Annotated in this window: 17 protein-coding genes and 1 tRNA gene; 10 read left to right on the top strand and 8 right to left on the bottom strand. The window is 38.8% G+C overall.

Annotated elements, in window-relative coordinates:
* Nucleotides 1-2: 2 nt before the first annotated feature.
* The 3 genes from CHB66_RS13570 to CHB66_RS13560 form a co-directional block, all read right to left on the bottom strand.
* Complete coding sequence (locus CHB66_RS13570; RefSeq protein WP_089241854.1) at nucleotides 3-1,088, bottom strand: efflux RND transporter periplasmic adaptor subunit; 1,086 nt, start codon at nucleotides 1,086-1,088, stop codon at nucleotides 3-5.
* Nucleotides 1,088-1,915: an alpha/beta fold hydrolase gene (locus CHB66_RS13565; RefSeq protein WP_089241852.1), complete on the bottom strand. Its 828-nt coding sequence runs from the start codon at nucleotides 1,913-1,915 to the stop codon at nucleotides 1,088-1,090. Before CHB66_RS13565 ends, CHB66_RS13570 begins: the two co-directional genes overlap by 1 nt.
* A gap of 201 nt (nucleotides 1,916-2,116) precedes the next feature.
* On the bottom strand, nucleotides 2,117-2,539 hold the full coding sequence (locus tag CHB66_RS13560; protein ID WP_089241850.1) for a VOC family protein: 423 nt from the start codon (nucleotides 2,537-2,539) through the stop codon (nucleotides 2,117-2,119).
* 62 nt (nucleotides 2,540-2,601) lie between these two features.
* Here CHB66_RS13560 and CHB66_RS13555 point away from each other — a divergent pair, with 62 nt between their 5' ends.
* Nucleotides 2,602-3,513 (top strand): patatin-like phospholipase family protein, encoded by a 912-nt coding sequence (locus CHB66_RS13555; protein WP_089241848.1) that lies wholly within the window; start codon nucleotides 2,602-2,604, stop codon nucleotides 3,511-3,513.
* Nucleotides 3,500-4,120, top strand: a complete 621-nt coding sequence (locus CHB66_RS13550) for a class I SAM-dependent methyltransferase (RefSeq protein WP_089241846.1) — start codon at nucleotides 3,500-3,502, stop codon at nucleotides 4,118-4,120. Before CHB66_RS13555 ends, CHB66_RS13550 begins: the two co-directional genes overlap by 14 nt.
* 67 nt (nucleotides 4,121-4,187) lie before the next feature.
* On the opposite strand, the gene CHB66_RS13545 is transcribed toward CHB66_RS13550, so the two are convergent.
* From CHB66_RS13545 to CHB66_RS13530, 4 genes are all read right to left on the bottom strand, one after another.
* A complete protein-coding gene (locus CHB66_RS13545; RefSeq protein WP_089241844.1) occupies nucleotides 4,188-6,113 on the bottom strand; it encodes an OmpA family protein in 1,926 nt (641 codons plus the stop codon).
* A 57-nt stretch (nucleotides 6,114-6,170) separates the two neighbouring features.
* Nucleotides 6,171-6,662, bottom strand: a complete 492-nt coding sequence (locus CHB66_RS13540) for a hypothetical protein (RefSeq protein ID WP_089241842.1) — start codon at nucleotides 6,660-6,662, stop codon at nucleotides 6,171-6,173.
* Between the two features lie 517 nt (nucleotides 6,663-7,179).
* Nucleotides 7,180-7,971 (bottom strand): (Fe-S)-binding protein, encoded by a 792-nt coding sequence (locus tag CHB66_RS13535; protein ID WP_089241840.1) that lies wholly within the window; start codon nucleotides 7,969-7,971, stop codon nucleotides 7,180-7,182.
* A gap of 89 nt (nucleotides 7,972-8,060) precedes the next feature.
* On the bottom strand, nucleotides 8,061-9,395 hold the full coding sequence (locus CHB66_RS13530) for a 4Fe-4S dicluster domain-containing protein (RefSeq protein WP_089241838.1): 1,335 nt from the start codon (nucleotides 9,393-9,395) through the stop codon (nucleotides 8,061-8,063).
* Nucleotides 9,396-9,503: 108 nt separating this feature from the next.
* On the opposite strand from CHB66_RS13530, the gene CHB66_RS13525 reads away from it, so the two are divergent.
* The 7 genes from CHB66_RS13525 to CHB66_RS13495 all read left to right on the top strand — a co-directional run bounded on the left by CHB66_RS13525 (nucleotide 9,504) and on the right by CHB66_RS13495 (nucleotide 14,543).
* A tRNA-Phe gene (locus CHB66_RS13525) sits at nucleotides 9,504-9,576 on the top strand.
* A gap of 210 nt (nucleotides 9,577-9,786) precedes the next feature.
* On the top strand, nucleotides 9,787-10,296 hold the full coding sequence (locus CHB66_RS13520; RefSeq protein WP_089241836.1) for an RNA polymerase sigma factor: 510 nt from the start codon (nucleotides 9,787-9,789) through the stop codon (nucleotides 10,294-10,296).
* Nucleotides 10,265-10,690: a hypothetical protein gene (locus CHB66_RS13515; RefSeq protein WP_089241834.1), complete on the top strand. Its 426-nt coding sequence runs from the start codon at nucleotides 10,265-10,267 to the stop codon at nucleotides 10,688-10,690. The genes CHB66_RS13520 and CHB66_RS13515 overlap by 32 nt, the downstream gene beginning before the upstream one ends.
* 5 nt (nucleotides 10,691-10,695) lie before the next feature.
* Nucleotides 10,696-11,220, top strand: a complete 525-nt coding sequence (locus tag CHB66_RS13510; protein ID WP_089241979.1) for a DUF4252 domain-containing protein — start codon at nucleotides 10,696-10,698, stop codon at nucleotides 11,218-11,220.
* Between the two features lie 172 nt (nucleotides 11,221-11,392).
* Nucleotides 11,393-11,878, top strand: a complete 486-nt coding sequence (locus CHB66_RS13505) for a DUF4252 domain-containing protein (protein ID WP_089241832.1) — start codon at nucleotides 11,393-11,395, stop codon at nucleotides 11,876-11,878.
* Between the two features lie 282 nt (nucleotides 11,879-12,160).
* Nucleotides 12,161-13,195, top strand: a complete 1,035-nt coding sequence (gene hemH / locus CHB66_RS13500) for a ferrochelatase (protein WP_089241830.1) — start codon at nucleotides 12,161-12,163, stop codon at nucleotides 13,193-13,195.
* A gap of 142 nt (nucleotides 13,196-13,337) precedes the next feature.
* Nucleotides 13,338-14,543, top strand: a complete 1,206-nt coding sequence (locus CHB66_RS13495) for a CynX/NimT family MFS transporter (protein WP_089241828.1) — start codon at nucleotides 13,338-13,340, stop codon at nucleotides 14,541-14,543.
* 43 nt (nucleotides 14,544-14,586) lie between these two features.
* Here CHB66_RS13495 and CHB66_RS13490 read toward each other — a convergent pair whose 3' ends face one another.
* The gene (locus tag CHB66_RS13490; protein WP_089241826.1) at nucleotides 14,587-15,138 is read right to left on the bottom strand and encodes a hypothetical protein; all 552 of its coding nucleotides are present in this window, start codon (nucleotides 15,136-15,138) and stop codon (nucleotides 14,587-14,589) included.
* A 267-nt stretch (nucleotides 15,139-15,405) separates the two neighbouring features.
* Between CHB66_RS13490 and argB the strand changes: the two genes are divergently transcribed.
* Nucleotides 15,406-16,230 carry an acetylglutamate kinase gene (gene argB / locus CHB66_RS13485; RefSeq protein ID WP_089241824.1) on the top strand — a complete coding sequence of 275 codons (825 nt, stop codon included), beginning with the start codon at nucleotides 15,406-15,408 and terminating at the stop codon, nucleotides 16,228-16,230.

Raw genomic sequence — 16,230 nt, 5'->3', positions numbered from 1 at the left:
AATTAGTTGGTTTTAGTCACTTCAAGTGGAGAGCCTGTTCTTACTTGTAAAATCCCAGTAGACAACACCAAGTCACCTTCTTTTAGTCCATCCAATATTTGAACTCTACTTTCAGTTCTTGTGCCAATACTTACAATTCTCTCCTCTGCTTTATTTTCTAAGTTGGCAATATATACTTTATATCCACTTAGTTCCGGTATGACCGATTCTGCTGGCACCATTAGTGCATTTTCCTCTATCCCTAAAGTGTATCTAATTCGGACAAACATCCCTGGTAAGAATGCCCTATCCTTATTTTGACTTTCGGCTCTTAATCTCAGCGTTCTTGTGGCAGCATCAATTGTCGGCTCATAGGCATACACAGTTCCCTCTCGCTCTTTACTACTTCCATCATTTGAGAAAATGATCTTTGACCCCAATTTGACTTGATTTGCATATCGCTCTGGGATGGAAAACTCTATTTTAATAGGATCTATATTCACTATACTAGCGATCACGTCTGAAGTACCAATCACTGAGCCTTCAGAAATCTGTCTTAAACCCAAAACCCCGTCAAAAGGTGCTCTAATAACTGTTTTGTTCAATTGAGCCTCTACCAATCTTAAGTCAGCCAAATTGGTATTAAATTGATTTAAAGAGATGTCATATTCTTCTTGACTGATTGCCTCTCGCTCTAAGAGTTGCTTTTGTCTATTCTCCTGACTTTCATAGAGCTTTTTGGTATAATCCAACCTATCATACTGCGCTTTGAGTTCGTCATCATTCAAATACAGAAGCGGAGTTCCTCTTTTCACAAATTCACCCTCTTTGAAAGATATTCTCTCAACCAATCCAGAAATCTCCGATCTCAAGTTAACGGTTTCGTTAGGGATAATAGTGCCTGTTATGTTTAGGTTGTTTTCTAATCTTTCAGGTCTTACTTCTACCACATTGACAGGAATTGCTTTACCTGGACCTTGCGGGCCTTGTGTACCAGGAGCTTTGGAAGCTTCCTTGGTAACAAAGAGATCTAACCTTGGATAAATAAAAATTCCAGCAACCACAACTAGGATTGCTACGACTAAAATAGTTTTGGTTTGCTTTTTCATTATGGGTGATCCACAGAATTTTGAAGTGAATATTCTTGGCCTTTCAGCCACTCTAAGGATAATTGATTGAAAATTTCTGGTTGCTCCACGTTCACGACGTGTCCGCAGGCTTCTATTACTTTGAGAAATGATTGCTTATGCTCTTTTACTATATTCTTGACTGATTCCAAAAACATCACATCCTCCTCCCCCATAATATAAAGTGTAGGGATAGAAAGGTCTCTTTGCTTGAAATATCTTAAAAGCGGATTGATGTCTTTGGTGAGTTTAAACCATCTGATAAACTCTTTTTGACAGAGTCTTTTCGCTTCCCTGATAAATAGATTCCTAGACTCTGCATGATGACCCCTTGGCATGATGACAAATGCAAATAAGCTGTAAAGCCACATATAAGGAATCACACTTTTAAATGTATTTCCAAGGGTGACTAGAATCTGAGAAGTAAAATTCAACTTAGTTACTGCCCCAGCCATGATCATAGTTTTGACACGATGAGGTTCCATTTCCGCAAGTTGTCTTGCCAAAATTGTCCCCAAAGACACACCCATAATATGGGCAGGGGGAAGCTTCAAATGATCCAAAACTTCAATAATGTCTTTTGTGACACTCGGAAAAGTATAGCGTTCGTTCCACAGATTCTTAAACGACCTAGCAGACTTCCCATGCCCTCTCAAGTCTATCAAAAGAAGATTGAAATCTTCCTTGAACTCTCTGATTTGCTTGAACCAAATCGATGAAGAACCTCCAGCTCCATGGATGAAGACAACCCACTCATCACTTGTGGGATGCTCGTAAGTTTTATAATATAGTAGCACTCTTTTCGTCATGACTTTGGTATAACCCCAATCGGGAGGACAAAGTTACCAAGCACAAAACTAATTTTATTGAACCCTAATAAAAATCAATAAGATATAGGTGGCATTTTGATGCCATCAGTGGTTTGACTTTTTAGAAAATACATGAAAATCAGCTGAAACAAACTGCTGATTTTCATGTACTAATTTCCTATCTAATGAAATAACCCTTAACTATTTTGCAAAAATCTGAGTGGAATCTTGAAATGACTTAAACTCCAAAGCATTGCCCGCTGGATCAAGGAAAAACATCGTAGCCTGCTCTCCAACCTCTCCTTGAAATCTTATATAAGGTTCAATGATAAATTCAATTCCAAAAGCCTTCAACTTGTCAGCTAAATGATGCCACTCATCCCAAGGTAAAATTGCTCCAAAATGCCTTACTGGAACATTTTTCCCATCTACCTCATTGGCCTGAGCTTTGGCTAACTCCTCTGGCTTCACGTGAGCCGATAATTGATGCCCAAAGAAATTGAAATCAATCCACTTCTCAGTACTTCTTCCAATATCACAACCCAACAAATCTCCGTAAAACTTCCTAGTCTCTTCAATATCTCTAATTGGAAATGCTAGGTGAAAAGGCTTAAATTGTTCCATTATTTCTATTTGTTTTCTCAAATTTGTTGAAATAACAAATTCTTTCAAAATTCTTTTAAATCATGGGTAAGAAAACTGTTTCATTGGTCTTGTCTAGCGGAGGCGCAAGGGGAATGGCACACATTGGTGTGATAGAAGCTTTGGAAGCAGCGGGCTATGAAATTATTTCCATCTCAGGTTGCTCTGCAGGAGCATTGGTAGGAGGGATTCACGCCACAGGAAACCTACCCAAATTCAAAGACTGGATCTGTAATTTAGATAAAATAGATGTTTTTTCATTGATGGACTTTACACTTTCCAGCAAGGGTTTTATCAAAGGAGACAAGGTGTTTAACGAGCTCAAAAAACTAGTTAAAGATTGTCAAATTGAGGAGTTGAAGATTCCTTTCAACTGCACTGCTGTGGAAATTCCGTATGGAAAAGAAAAAATCTTTGAGAAGGGAATGCTATTCGATGCTATCAGAGCATCTGTTTCAATCCCGACTGTCCTTACCCCTGCTCGTATCAAAGATCGAGAATATATCGATGGTGGAATTTTGAATCCAATTCCAATAAGTCTACTCTCTAAAAAGCATCAAGGGGATATCATCATAGCTGTGGATCTAAATGGACCCAAAGAAGCATTTGTAAAAGTAGAATCTGAAAATAGTGACAAAAGAGAATCTGAGAGTTTAATTAAGATTCCAAAGTGGATGAAAGATTATAAATCGAAGTTTTCAAAATATTTTGAAGCGGCTGAAAAAGAAGAGAAACACAAAGGAATGAGCTCTGTGGAACTATTGAATTACAGCTTTGATCTTTTACAGGATAAGCTTTCCTCCATTGTCTTAGAAAAGCACCAAGTAGATGTTTTGATAGAAATCGCTAGGACACAAGCAGGAACACTGGAATTTCATCGGGCAGCAGAATTGGTTGAAATAGGGCGTAAGAAAACTGAAGAAGCACTAAAAAAACTTGAAGATGGAGATAAATGAACTCAACAAGCTTCTAGGTAATATTGACATTTATCTTTTAGATCAGATTTTAAAGGGGAGATTTAAAAAGGATATGAAAATCCTAGATGCTGGCTGTGGCGAGGGAAGAAATTGCATCTTTTTTCTCCATCAAGACTATCAAATTTTTGGCGTAGATGCCAATCCTATTGCCATCCAAATGGCTAGGATTTACGCTCAGACCATCAATCCAAAATTTGATGTTTACAGATTTCAAACATCAACTATTGAAAACATGCCTTTCCACTCAGGGGCATTTGATGTAGTCATCAGTTCAGCAGTCCTACATTTTGCAGAAAGTGAAAAAGCCTTTTTCAAAATGCTGGATAGTATGATGAATGTTTTAAAAACAGGTGGTATTTTCTTTCTAAGAATGACGACTGCTTTTGGTGGAATAATAGAAGAATCTCAGCAAATAGGAAACTGTAAATATTTACTACCAGATGGAAGCGAGCGTTTCTTATTGACTGAAGCATACCTGCAAAAAATGATAGAAAAATACAACTTAAGCTACCTCGAGCCTGCAAAAACTGTTTTGGTCAATCATCAGCGAGAAATGGGCGTCCTCGTATTTCAAAAAAACAGCTGACCCTTAAAGAATCAGCTGTTACCAATATTAATTCTAAGCATAAGCATCAACCCATACCTATTGCCATTTATTTGATTTCTATCACTTTGAATTCAGTTCTTCTATTGACTTGATGCTCTTCTTCGGTTTGAGCATTTTGAATAATCAATTGTCGCTTACCATAACCCCTAGCCACCAATCTGTCAGCATCTATACCCTTGGACACAATATATTGAACAGCCGATTCAGCCCTTCTCTGAGATAGCGCATCATTGTAAGCATCTGTAGCTCTAGCATCTGTATGTGAGCTCAACTCAATTCGAATACTTGGATTATCTTTCAGTATCTGTACCAACTTATCCAATTCAATTGCAGCATCTGGCCTAATATCGGCTTTATCCAGATCATAATAGATGTTCTCTAGTACGATGGATTTTTCCAAAACTAAAGCATCTAAGACAATTGTAGTGTCCAAAGTAATGTTGGTGACATCTTGTATCAATTCTTCTTGTCTCGGAGTCTTACCTCTAGTATCATATGTAATACTCTTGGTAAAATAGCCTGACTTAGATGCTATCAAAGAGAAAGTTTCATCAGGAGCTAGCGTCAGTCTTACACGACCATTTTGATTGGTGAAATCTCCACCTGCCATTTTGTTGGCGGCATCGTAAAGCGCAACACGGGTTTGAGGCAGAATAGCCTCGGAACCATCATCTTTTTTCTCTTTTGTAGTGACGTTCAAGAACAAATTAACGATTTTAGGCTTAGGTGTTTTGTCTTCAAAAAAGTAAATATCATCATCTCCCGCTCCCCCTTCTCTGTTGGAGGTAATAAATCCTTCTTGAGGATATCTTGTAAAGAAAATACCAAAATCATCTGCTGGGGAATTCACATTCTCCCCTAAATTTTTGATTTCATACCCCCCTCCTTCTTTTGGCTCTGCTACAAATAGATCCAACTTACCAAAACCTGGATGACCATCAGACGCAAAGAAAATTTTACCATCAGGCATCACTCTCGGAAACATTTCATTCCCAGGGGTATTGATTTGAGGCCCGAGATTGACTGCATTACCAAAGTCCCCATTAGCTAACTTGGTAGCTTTATAAAGATCAGTACCCCCTTGACCTCCTGGCCTATTGGAAGAGAAGTAGAGCGTATTACCATCAGGACTGAAAGCAGGCGTACTATTCCACCAAAACTCATCTTCATTCACAGGCATCCAAATCGGCTGTGTAAATCCTCCACCTCTAAAATAGGAGGCGAACAGATGTACATCAGGCAAGTCTTTGTTTGAAGTAGAATTTCCCCTAGCATAGATAATCGTATTTCCATCAGGGCTTATAGCTATAGCACCTTGATTGAGTCCTTCTTCATTTCTAAACTCAGGTAGCGCTTGGATATTTTGTACGTCTATTCTAGTACCTTCTGCTTTTGCTCTGAACATCTTGGTATAAGGTACACCTGTAGCTGGGTAGATTCCAGAAGCCTGTCTTGCACTAGTGAAATATATATAGCCTTCACTAAGAATGGGGGCATAATCTGGACCAGGTGTATTCAATAAGGTATAATTCTGAAGCTCTAAGTATGGCCAATAATTTTTAATCTCTCCTACTTTTGCCAATATAGAAAGCTCATGATTAACTAATCTTAGAAAATTGTCATCCAGCGTAAGGTCTTTTGCTTTCTCAAATGCTTCTTGAGCCTCTTCATTTTTGTTTTGGGCTTTGTAACTCTGGCCAAGTCTGTAATAATTCTCAAATGATGGGTCTTCCTCTACTAGCTTTTCATAATATGCTGAGGAGCGCTCAACTCGATTCGAGAGCCTATAACTTTCTGCCACATAAAAATTCGCTTCTTTATTGTCAGGATCCTTTTCCAAAACTCTCGAAAAAGTACCAATAGCATATTGGTATTCCCCTGACGAGAATTGCTTTTGGCCTTTTTTCAACAAACTCGTACAAGAACTGCCCAAGAGTGCGACTAAAAAGAATAAGAGGAGGCTTCGCTTCATTACAATGTCAATCGGATAAATATTTCGTTTTCGATAAATTTAGGATAATAATAATAATTAATTTTCAAAGTATTTGTTTAGCCAGCTTTCTTTAGCAGGAATTAACCATTTATTCCCCAAATCTGCTTTTTCCTTTACAAGTGGATTGAGAACAATTGTTTCCGACTGCAAGGCTCCTGACCGAATATTACTTTTGATGCCAAAGACGGAATTAATCGTAAGATTGTCCTCAGATTCCAAGAATCCAACTTTCCCTTGGTCCAGAAGATTCACACCAAACTTTTCTTCAATTTCCCTCAGCGTTCTTATTGAGCTATCGATAGAGCAACCGCTAGCTCCAAGCTGACTTTCATCTACAGAGAGGATGATCACCTGATCAAATTTGATGGTAAAAGATGTAGGCATCAGCGCACCATGGGCATTCCACTGTTCACAAAAAGTAGCAAGTCTATCCTTGACCCAAACCAATTCCTCTTGCTTAAATTTCCTATCAGCTTGATAAACCCAGATGCGTGCGTGAGCAGGCATGCTTTCAAATTCCAAATACATATTTAGACTATTTTATTATTCTTCAAAATAAGGACTTTCACCTTGTTTTAGTTCTTTTTCTTAACGGAGAAATTTGATATTGGGTATGTAATTTCAAACTCTAATCAAGAAATTGATCAGCATAATTACCATCATTGTCATAAAGTCAAGGCATTTTTTCCGATTTCTTGTAACAAAGTCAGGGTAATTATTTAAAATTTTGTAACAAAGTAAAGGCAAATTTGAGCAAATCTTGTAACAATGTCAGGGCAATTGGGGGTTTTGAATCCTATTTTTTTAAAACAATTGCTAATTAAAAAACCTGCCAGGTTTTGGAAACCTGGCAGGTCTTATACATTCAAAAATAATACGCTCCTTTTAATCTAATTTACCAATTAAATCTGCCGTAAAGAATCATCGTTCACATCCTCAGCCAATATCAACAAGTATCCAAATATCCATAAATATCATTCCCTCCTGTATCGATAATGGACTAAATGACAGAGGTCATCGGAAAGATTTGACAATACCAACCCACTTATATCCCCATATCCTTAGCAATCATCTCTGCCAAGTCATAGACTTTGACATCATGCTCTCGGTCTTTGTTTTTGACACCGTCCGTCATCATGGTCAAGCAAAATGGACAACCCACAGCTATAGCAGAAGCTCCTGTGGAAAGCGCCTCTTCAGTTCGCTCTATATTGATGTCCCTCTTCCCTTCTTCAGGTTCTTTGAACATCTGTGCACCACCTGCTCCACAGCAAAGGCCTTTGGTTCTACAACGCTTCATTTCTACCAGTTCCACATCTAAAGCCTTGATCACTTCTCTCGGAGCTTCATACACATCATTTGCACGACCAAGGTAACAGGAATCATGGAAGGTGATTTTCTTTCCTTTGAACTCTCCGCCGCCCTTGAGCGCTACTTTACCCTCATTGATCAGTTGCTGTAGAAATTGAGAATGATGAATCACTTCATAATCACCACCTAGCGCTGGGTATTCATTCTTGATGGTGTTGAAGCAATGTGGACAGGCTGTGACTACCTTCTTGACATTGTAGCCATTCATCACCTGAATATTGGCCACAGCTTGCATTTGGAACAAAAACTCATTACCCGCCCTTCTTGCTGGATCACCTGTGCAAGCTTCCTCTGGTCCCAGTACGGCGAAACTCACACCTACTTTGTTCAATATTTTTACAAAAGCCTGTGTTACGGCTTTGTATCGATCATCAAAAGAACCGGCACAACCCACCCAAAAAAGTATTTCTGGGCTTTCGCCGGAAGCGGCCATTTCGGCCATGGTTGGAACTTTATATGTTGACATATTTTTAGATTTGAGATATGAGACTGGAGATGTGAGACTGAAAAAAGGATTGATTTTCTTGTGTCTTACATCTTGTGTCTTGTGTCTATTTATTTCACTTCTTCATTTTTCAGCTGATCTGCCCAGTTGAATCTATCTGTTGGGGCAAATTTCCAAGGAGAGAAAGAAGTTTCCATATTTTGGAACATGGCATTCCATTGTGCTGGTGTACCTGATTCCTCCATGGCCACATATCTTCTCATTTGGATAATGATAGAAAGCGGGTCGATATTAACAGGACAAGCTTCTACGCAAGCATTACAGGAAGTACAAGCGTTGATTTCTTCTTTCGTGATATAATCACCTAGGAGAGACTTTCCGTCCTCTAAGCCTGGGCCACCAAGATCAATGCTCTTTCCTACTTCCTCGGCACGATCTCTCACATCCATCATTATTTTTCTAGGAGAAAGTTTTTTGCCTGTTAAGTTTGCAGGACATTCTGAGGTACATCTTCCACATTCTGTACAGCTGTAGGCATTCATAATATTTACCCAGCTCAAGTCATTCACGTCTTTTGCACCAAAACGACCTATTTCTGCTGGAGCTTCATCTCCTCCCTCTACTGGCATACCAAGCATCATATTGACTTCCTTAGTTACTTCTGGCATATTTTGGATCTCACCCTTTGGCTTAAGATTAGTATACCAAGTATTAGGGAATGCTAAGAAAATATGCAGATGCTTAGAGTAAGTCACATAAATGGCAAAAGCCAAAATACCTACAATATGAAACCACCAAGCAGATCGCTCAACAACTACCAATGCCGAATCACTCATGCTCAAGAACAATGGCTGAATCATATCGCTGAAGAAAAGTCCGTTAAGTAAAGTATAACCCTCTACTCCCCTAGTAGCCAAGATTTGGTCTGTAGCATTCATGGTCAGAATGGCAAACATCAATATAATCTCAATTACAAGAATCAAATTCGCATCCATCGCTGGCCAACCTTTCATCTCTGGCTTATTGAATCGCTCCACCTTCATCACATTTCTCCTAATCAGAAATGCAACACAGGATACAAGCACCGCAATAGCTAAGAACTCGAAAATATTCATCGCCACACCATAAAAGCTACCTAAGAAAGGTGCGAATATTCTATGACTTCCTGTGATTCCATCAATGATAAATTCTAACACCTCTAAGTTGATGATGACAAATGCCACATAAATTAACAAATGCAAAAATGCTGGAATGATGCGTTTAAACATTTTCTTTTGACCCAATGCTACCAAAAGCATGGTTTTCCATCGCTCTTCTGGTTGATCATTTCTAGTCTCGCCTTTGCCCAGCATAATATTCCTTTTGAGGAAACTGACTCTTTTGTACAAAAAGAAGCCTGCAAGAGCAAAAATCAAGAGAAAAGCTATCTGAGGTAAAATGCTCATATTGATTTAATTAGTGTTTTTTGGTTGAATTTACTGCAATTTTTTTATTCGAATCATTTGCAAGAATAGAACAAATATCTACCTTTGCATCACTTTAAACAACACCACGGTGATGTAGCTCAGTTGGTAGAGCATCGGACTGAAAATCCGTGAGTCGGTGGTTCGAATCCACTCATCACCACAAGTCCCGATAATATCGGGACTTTTTTTTGCCCTTTTCATTCGTGTTTACTTTGTAATTTGGGTTTATCATTATTTGCTTTTTAACCCTTGCAAAATAATAAATAGTAGGCATGCATACTATTTTTCTTCATAATTTAAATTGAATCTAATTTGAGATTTTTTTTCAAATTGCTGTAACTTTTCAAAAACTCATGCATCACCTACTCGAATGAAGTCATTTTTTGAAGCACATATCTGGCCACTGAAAAGCAAGCTTTATCGCATGGCCTACCTCTGGGTCAAAGACAAAGAGGTGGCTAGTGATGTCTTACAGCAGGTTTTTGAAAAGGCTTGGATAAGAAAAAATGAACTTCAAAAAATGGATAATCCTACTGGCTGGATGGTAAGAAGTTTGAAAAATGAAACACTGCAGCATTTTCGAGCAAACAAAAAGCTAGAACCTCTAGGAGACCAAGAGATTGAAGAGGAAACTATACCTCAAGATGATGAGACTTCAGAAAAATTAAAGCTTGTATTTAAATTTCTTGAGAAACTCCCCGACAAACAAAGAGAAGTATTTCAACTACGGGAAGTGGAAGGATTGACTTACGAAGAAATCGCAGAATACCTTGAAGTAAATCTGGATCAAGTCAAAGTCAATCTTCATCGTGCCAGAAAATCATTGAGAGATTACTTAAGCAATCAAAATGAAAGCAGATATAGAAATTCTATTAGATAAGTATTGGGAAGGGAAGACATCGCTGGAGGAGGAGAAAATACTGAGACAGCTCCTCATGGAAGCAGAAGGGTTTGAATCAGAAAAAGCTTTTTTTCAAGGTATCGAAGAAATCGTAGCACTTGAAGAAGCACCTTTTACTATTCAGAGAAAAAATCCTTTGATTACAAATTGGATGCGTATTGCAGCCGGCATCATGCTTTTCCTTGCTTCGGGAATAGTATTGAATCAATACCTACACCAACGTGCAGAAAAGAAGGCGTACCAAGAAGTCATGCAGGCCTTTGCTTTGATCAATTCAAATCTTGAAAAAGGAACTAACAGGATGTATGTGATGCAAGAATTCAAACACTTGAATACCCCACAACAATTATTCGAGACAAAAGAAGAAAAATGAATATGATGAAAAGAAGTGTATTGATGCTGCTTTTATTCTTGATCGTCTCAGGAGTAAAGGCACAAGACGATGCGATTGTCAAGTTTTTCTCCAAGTACATGGATGACGACCGCTTCTCTAGAGTATACATCAGCCCCAAGATGATGCAGATGGCAGGTGGATTTCTCAAATCCAATGAAGTGAAGTCTGACAAAGAAGCTGCAGACTTAGGTGAGCTAATAGCTAAAATCAGAGGCATCAGAATTCTTACAGCTGACAAAGTCAATGGAAAGCCACTCTACAATGAAGCCATGTCTACCTTGACCAAAAACATGTACGAAGAACTAATGGATGTGCAAGACAAAGATTCGAGTGTAAAATTCATGGTCAGAGAAGAAGGAGGGCGTGTCCGTGAGCTTTTAATGATCACTGGCTCCAAGGACAATTTCACACTGCTCAGTATGCTGGGAAACTTCACCTATCAAGACCTAAATATTCTTGCCGATAAAACGAATATTCCCGGGATGGAAAATTATAAGGGAGGGAAGTGAAGGATGAAGGTGAAAGTATGAAGGATGAAAAAAAGACGACTTGTCCGCCGCGGCGGATGAAAGACGAGAAGCAAGAAGCAAGAGACAAGGAGCTTATTGAGGAAAGTGAGGAAAGATCTATGTACCTAAAAAAGGATTAAAAATATAATTTGAAGATAAAAAATTAAAACAAATGAAAAAGTACTTATTATTAACCGCAACCTTATTGATGTTATTGGTGCAGAATAGCTTCGCGCAAAGCAAATCAGTAGAAGCTCTGTATCAAAAACACAAAAGTAATCCTGACTTCTTTCATTTAGACCTTGGGGGCAACTTTATGAATTTTGCCAAAGGATTCAATATCAACCTCAGTGAGGATCAATCTTCACTTTTGACCAAGTCTCTAGAGCGTATGAAGTTCTACAAGCTACCAAATCAAGCTTCCTCAAAAAGTGATTTCCAAGGGCTTCAAAAAAGTTTGGAAAAAGAAAAGTTTGACCTGATGATGGATGTGTCTGAGAAAAGTAACAACGTCATGATCTATACAAAAGGAAATTCCAAAATCAGCGATATCGTCATGATGATTAATGACAAGAACAGTGATTTTATCATATTAGAACTACACGGAGACTTTGATGCTAAGATGCTTTCTGATGTGGGGAAATCCGTTAATAAATAATAATATTGGCCACGGAGGCACTAAGACGCAATGTTAAGCTTAGTGCCTTCGTGTCTTCGTGGCAAAACAATTGAACCAATCTCTGACTAATATCTAAAACAGCAGAGTTCAAAAATGGTCAATTTTCTAAATTTCCTCTTTGAGCTTCCGTGCCTTCGTGGCAAAAAATCCTCCCCTAATTCAAGCCCATCTAATGCTGATTGACTTTTTCAATGGTATATTTCTAACCAAAGGGTGTATTTTTGGTTCTGAAAACAGAATAATACCGTATATACATCCAATATGAGTAAGAACAAAGCAAAAATAGGCGTCTTATTAGTCAACTTGGGAACTCCAGACAGTACTGCTACTGGAGATGTCAGAAAATATTTAAGGGAATTTTTAATGGATGGGAGGGTGATTGATTTCCCTTTTATCCCAAGATGGATGCTGGTAAATCTGATAATTGCACCATTTAGAGCTCCAAAATCTGCAAAAGAATACCGCAAACTCTGGACGGATAGAGGTTCTCCATTACTATTTCACACCGAGGATCTACGTGAAAAATTGATCCCCAAGCTAGATGCTGAAAAATATATCGTAGAGATTGCCATGCGCTACCAGTCTCCAAGCATTGAAGAGGGCTTGAAAAAATTAAACAAAGCCAATGTCAAAAAGATCATTGTCATCCCATTATTCCCTCAGTATGCTTCTGCTACTAACGGTTCAGTGGTAGATAGGGTCATGGAGATCGCCAGGACTTGGCAAATCATCCCAAACATCACTTTTGTCAATAATTTTGTTGAGCATCCATTATTCTTGGAAGCTTGGGCGGAATTAGGTAGAGAGATGATGGCCAAAGATGAATATGACATGTATCTTTTCTCGTACCATGGCCTACCCGAGCGTCAGATCAGAAAAGGGTCTGTGGATGGCTATTGCCAACTTTCTGACAAATGCTGTGGCAACTACACCAAGAAAAACCAATTTTGCTATAGAGGCCAATGCTTCCACACTACTAGACTAGTAGCAGAAAAGCTGGGTCTCCCTGAAGAAAAAGTACTAACATGCTTCCAATCTAGACTTGGAAAAGACCCTTGGATCAAACCCTACACAGAAGATATCATCAAAGAATTAGCCGAAAAAGGCATCAAGAAGGTATTAGTGTTCTCTCCTGCGTTTGTAGCGGATTGTCTTGAAACAACCGTAGAAGTAGGCGAAGAGTACAAAGAAGAGTTTGAAGAACTTGGAGGAGAAAAATGGGACTTGGTTCCAAGTTTAAACTCTGGTGATACTTGGGTGGAATGTGTAAAGGATTTAGTGGAAAGCAACAGTTAAGTAACCTTAGTATGTAGGCTTTTTGAGAATAACTTCCATCGAAGAGTATACCCTTTTAGAAAAAGGACAAAGGTTTGTGTAAAATGAAATTCATTTAGCACAAACCTTTATTTTTCTCCAAATTGCACATCAAATACCAATCATGTCAACGAAACAACCTTCACAGCCACTTTATTCACGACCTTGGTTTTTATTTTTGGGGATCATGTTAGTGGCTTTCAACCTTCGACCTTCTATTACTGCTGTCGGACCATTGATTCCTATGATCAGGGAAGATTTGAATCTTTCCAATGGCTGGGCTGGTTTTCTTACCACACTGCCTTTACTGACATTTGCTACCTTTTCGCTGTTCTCCGCAGCTATTGGAAAATGGTTAGGTAATGCGAAAGCGATTCTCCTTGCCCTTTTCATTCTATTGGCAGGTTCTATAATTAGGATTCTTGGAGGACCTGATTGGTTGTTTATTGGAACAGGTTTGACAGGAATTGGAATCGTGATATGTAATGTCTTATTGATCCCATTGATCAAAAATAGACTCCCTCATAAAATCGGGATAGTCACGGCCTCTTACACTACGGGCATGACGCTGACAGCCGCTATCGCCTCAGGCATCAGTGCCCCACTAGCGATAGACTTGAACTTAGGCTGGAGAGGCTCATTGCTCGCTTGGGCTATTTTGATTCTAGTTGGGATTATCTTATGGTTCCCTCAGGTCAATTTCCCAAAACCACAAGTCAATAAAAATGACAAAGAGCCAAAGGTGAATGTGTGGAAGTCCAGGCTGGCTTGGCAAGTAAGCATGTTTATGGGAATCCAGTCCTTGCTTTTCTTCACCTTAGTAGCTTGGCTACCAGATATGATGATCGACAGGGGACTAAGTGCTGTAGAAGCAGGCGTTTTGATCTCCTTGATGCAAATAATTGGCTTAGTAGGCACCTTCCTTGCTCCTATTATTGCAGTGAAATTCAAAGACCAAGTTGGAATAGTTCTAGCGCTAGGGGGTCTATATATTTTGGGTTTTAGCTCTTTATTTTCTCAATTTCTATGGATAAATTATATTGGGCTGACCTTTGTGGGTTTTGGCTTGGGCTCAAGTATTTCACTGGCATATACATTAATAGGTCTTAGAACTGGGACTGAAAAAGTCACTGCATCTCTCTCAGGCATGTCCCAATCTACCGGCTATTATCTGGCAGCTCTTGGACCACTACTTTTCGGTATTGCTTTTGACCTATTTGGTAACTGGAACCACTTAATTTACCTGATGTTGATATGTTCTATTTTGTTTACATTCTTTGGTGTCAAGAGTGGGAGAGCACGAGTGATTGGTCAACAGGTCGAAAAATAAAGCCAACCAATTGACTGCAATCTATTGGATGGCAAAGCTATAATCAATCCTCTTTTCCTCCAGCTCCTTTGAAGTGATCAGCCTTATCTGCAAAAAGAACATTGAAAGTTGTCAAAGAACCATATGCCCTCGTAATGTACTGTTGAAGATGAATCCTGTCTTCATCATCCAACTTTGAGTGATTATTGATATTTTGTTCCAAAACCCTCAAGCGCTCCCTTACCATCACGATTTTATGAAAGAAGGTTTCAATGGGCACCTCCTTATTACTTAATTCAGGATTATAGGGGCTGAAAGTGACCATTCCTTTGATCCATTTCTGAGCTATTTCTACCTTTGGAGATTCTGGCTTTGGTTGATTTTTTTTGATGACATTATCCACTGCTTTTTCAATATCCATGATAGTGATCGGTTGGTACTCGGCCTCTTTTTTCTCCACCAACTCAAAGTTTGAATAATCTCTGGCTATGGTCTTGACCTCGGCAGTAAAGTTGAAATAAATCTTGTAATACGAAGCATCAGTCTCTACCACTACCCCTTTCCCGAATTTGGGATGACGGATTTGACTACCGATTCCTAAATCTAATGTTGACATAATTTTGATTCTTTTTTTAAAAATTACTCTGACAATTTAACAATTACACTTCAAACAACCTCTAAGAATTTACTTATTCTAAGTTGTTTTTTGATCTATCTAAGAGATTTTACTCTAGGGGTGAAATTAAAATATTATTCCCCTTCCGTGGAATGGTATTTGTTAAAAATGGTTGAAATATGTTTTAAAATGGTTTTTTAAAATAAAATTCTGAAATTCTAAAAACCATTTCCTTAAAAATAATCTCTTCAATAAAACACAAAAAACATGCATTCTTCGAAGCTTCTCATCAAGTATGGTGGGAACGCCATGGTCAATCAAAAAATAAAAAGTCAAATTGCTACTGCCCTCCACCACCTCAGAAAAGCAGGCCATCAAATCGTACTAGTCCATGGAGGGGGCCCTTTTATCAATCAGGCCTTGAATCAGGCTGGTATCCACTCCGAATTTGTCGAAGGACAAAGGAAAACAAGCCCTGAAGCCATGGAGGTCGTCCAAAGAACATTAATTGGTGAGGTAAATGCAGATCTAGTTTCACTTTTTTCTAGACACCATCTTCAAGCAGTAGGACTTTCTGGATTTGACGCCAACTTGGTGAATGTATCAGCTAAAAAACTACAAATCACACACCCAAACGGTGAACTAGACCATCTAGATCTTGGGCGAGTTGGTGAGATTGAAACAGTTAACCCAACTCTTATTAAATCCCTGGTCAGAGATGGCTTTATGCCTGTAATCGCTTGTGTAGGTTCTGACGCAGAAGGAATATCATACAATATCAATGCCGATGACTTTGCCGGAGAAATTGCCGCAGCCATAAAGGCAGATTATTATATTTCTCTGACTGATGTGGATGGACTGTATGAAAATTATCCTGACCCCAAGTCGATTCTTTCTGAGATTGCTTTAGAGCAACTCCCCTCCTTATATGGGAGCATCATTCAAGGTGGCATGATCCCAAAAGTCCAATCTTGTGAAAACGCACTTAAAAAGGGTGTCAAAAACGCTCTCATTCTGAATGGAACCGAACCAGAACAGCTGTTAGCTTTCTTTGAAAAAAATCAAGTACTAGGCACAACCATTACGCATTAA

The organism is Belliella buryatensis, assembly GCF_900188245.1.
In the GTDB taxonomy this organism is placed as follows: Bacteria; Bacteroidota; Bacteroidia; order Cytophagales; family Cyclobacteriaceae; genus Belliella; species Belliella buryatensis.
Note: the sequence above shows the minus strand (reverse complement) of the source record. Positions and strands in the feature narration are given on the sequence as shown.

Bases quoted from the DNA above. Each gene is read 5' to 3' on its own strand.
- CHB66_RS13570 (WP_089241854.1), bottom strand. From the start codon at position 1,088: ATGAAAAAGCAAACCAAAACTATTTTAGTCGTAGCAATCCTAGTTGTG.
- CHB66_RS13565 (WP_089241852.1), bottom strand. From the start codon at position 1,915: ATGACGAAAAGAGTGCTACTATATTATAAAACTTACGAGCATCCCACA.
- CHB66_RS13560 (WP_089241850.1), bottom strand. From the start codon at position 2,539: ATGGAACAATTTAAGCCTTTTCACCTAGCATTTCCAATTAGAGATATT.
- CHB66_RS13555 (WP_089241848.1), top strand. From the start codon at position 2,602: ATGGGTAAGAAAACTGTTTCATTGGTCTTGTCTAGCGGAGGCGCAAGG.
- CHB66_RS13550 (WP_089241846.1), top strand. From the start codon at position 3,500: ATGGAGATAAATGAACTCAACAAGCTTCTAGGTAATATTGACATTTAT.
- CHB66_RS13545 (WP_089241844.1), bottom strand. From the start codon at position 6,113: ATGAAGCGAAGCCTCCTCTTATTCTTTTTAGTCGCACTCTTGGGCAGT.
- CHB66_RS13540 (WP_089241842.1), bottom strand. From the start codon at position 6,662: ATGTATTTGGAATTTGAAAGCATGCCTGCTCACGCACGCATCTGGGTT.
- CHB66_RS13535 (WP_089241840.1), bottom strand. From the start codon at position 7,971: ATGTCAACATATAAAGTTCCAACCATGGCCGAAATGGCCGCTTCCGGC.
- CHB66_RS13530 (WP_089241838.1), bottom strand. From the start codon at position 9,395: ATGAGCATTTTACCTCAGATAGCTTTTCTCTTGATTTTTGCTCTTGCA.
- CHB66_RS13520 (WP_089241836.1), top strand. From the start codon at position 9,787: ATGAAGTCATTTTTTGAAGCACATATCTGGCCACTGAAAAGCAAGCTT.
- CHB66_RS13515 (WP_089241834.1), top strand. From the start codon at position 10,265: ATGAAAGCAGATATAGAAATTCTATTAGATAAGTATTGGGAAGGGAAG.
- CHB66_RS13510 (WP_089241979.1), top strand. From the start codon at position 10,696: ATGAAAAGAAGTGTATTGATGCTGCTTTTATTCTTGATCGTCTCAGGA.
- CHB66_RS13505 (WP_089241832.1), top strand. From the start codon at position 11,393: ATGAAAAAGTACTTATTATTAACCGCAACCTTATTGATGTTATTGGTG.
- hemH (WP_089241830.1), top strand. From the start codon at position 12,161: ATGAGTAAGAACAAAGCAAAAATAGGCGTCTTATTAGTCAACTTGGGA.
- CHB66_RS13495 (WP_089241828.1), top strand. From the start codon at position 13,338: ATGTCAACGAAACAACCTTCACAGCCACTTTATTCACGACCTTGGTTT.
- CHB66_RS13490 (WP_089241826.1), bottom strand. From the start codon at position 15,138: ATGTCAACATTAGATTTAGGAATCGGTAGTCAAATCCGTCATCCCAAA.
- argB (WP_089241824.1), top strand. From the start codon at position 15,406: ATGCATTCTTCGAAGCTTCTCATCAAGTATGGTGGGAACGCCATGGTC.